Below are 1,494 nucleotides of genomic sequence, written 5' to 3'. Positions count from 1 at the left end.
TTACGCATTGAATTAGGAGAAATTCAGACGGTTTTAGAAACTCATCCCAACGTTGAACAAACTGTTGTGATTATGCGGGAAGATACCTTATATAATCAACGGTTAGTTGCTTATGTAATCAGAAAAGATACTTTATTAACTTCCCAGGATTTGCGTCGTTTCTTACAGCAGAAATTACCCGTTTACATGATCCCTTCTGCCTTTGTCATGTTGTCGGATTTTCCCTTAAATCCTAATGGGAAAATAGACGTTCATAAATTGCCTATACCGGATGAGACTTCTCTAGTTGAATCACCCTATTTAGCCCCCCGCAATTCAACGGAAACTATCTTAGTAAGCCTTTGGCAACAACTTCTACAAGCTGGCAAGATAGGGGTTAATGATAACTTCTTTGAGTTGGGTGGTCATTCCTTACAAGCTATGAATCTTATGGCTTTAATTTATGAAAAAATGGCCATAGAAATTCCTTTATCAATGATTTATGAAAAGCCAACAGTCGCCGAATTAAGCGATTATATTATCTATGCTCAGGAGATGAATATTCAACCGAAAGAACGTCCTTATGTGGTGTTTAATAAGGAGCAAGAAAAGGCCGTCTTTTTATTTCCCCCCGCCCTTGGTTTCGCTGCTGCTTATGCCAATTTAGCAGAGTATCTAACGAATTATGCTATTTATACTTTCCGGTATATTAGCGATGAATTAATGTTAAAAAAATACGCTGAATTAATTGAGGATTTGGCTCAGAATCAAGATATAAAATTAATGGGACATTCCGCCGGCGGATTTTTAGCGATGTTAATGGCTCAACAATTAGAAAGTCGAGGGAGAGTTGTTTCTGATGTCATTTTACTGGATACTTACAGAGGAGGACGTGAGGCTAAAAAAGCTGATATGTCAGAGATTCAAGAAGGGGTTGATGCTTTCTTATTAAATCCCAAACGTCAGGAATTAAGAGGTTACTTTTTAGAGAATCAAAAACTCCGCAATCGCACTTATCATCAAGTGTGGGAATACTTTAATTTTCTTTGGAATTCTGATTTAAAAAATGTACAAATTCAAGGGACTATTCATTTGATTCGTGCTGAGGGAAACTATGAAGCTCAAGATGATTGGACACAAGCAACAAAAGGAGAAAGAATCAATCATTATGCCACCGGTATTCATCGTGAAATGATTGATCCTCCTTATCTTCCCAAAAACGCTCTGATTATTAATAGTATTCTCAACCCAAAACAGTCGTAACCGTTGAGGGGGGGGGGACGAAATCGGGCAATCTGAGAGACATGGATGAGCAGTACCTAGGGTCTGCTGAAAAACTTTTTCGGCAAATCCTAATTAGGGCTTGCTGAATAAATCTAAAAACCTTGTTGGGTAAGACTTTTAGACTTTTTGTCAATCAAAAAGTACCGGATATGCGAGTGATCGGGGGGAAAATTCCTGGACTTTTTCCCTGAAAATTAGGTAATTGACCCCCTCAAAATCGGTAAAACCCTA

General features: G+C 38.2%; 1 protein-coding gene. It reads left to right on the top strand.

Annotation, left to right across the window (positions count from 1 at the left end; genetic code table 11):
• A partial coding sequence (locus PX481_RS14945) for a thioesterase domain-containing protein (RefSeq protein WP_288094866.1) occupies positions 1–1,242 on the top strand: 1,242 nt, incomplete at its 5' end.
• Positions 1,243–1,494 lie beyond the last annotated feature (252 nt).

It is taken from the genome of Microcystis sp. M53603_WE2, from assembly GCF_030065435.1.
The sequence above is the reverse complement of the archived record's forward strand: the minus strand, read 5'-3'. Positions and strand labels throughout refer to the sequence as shown.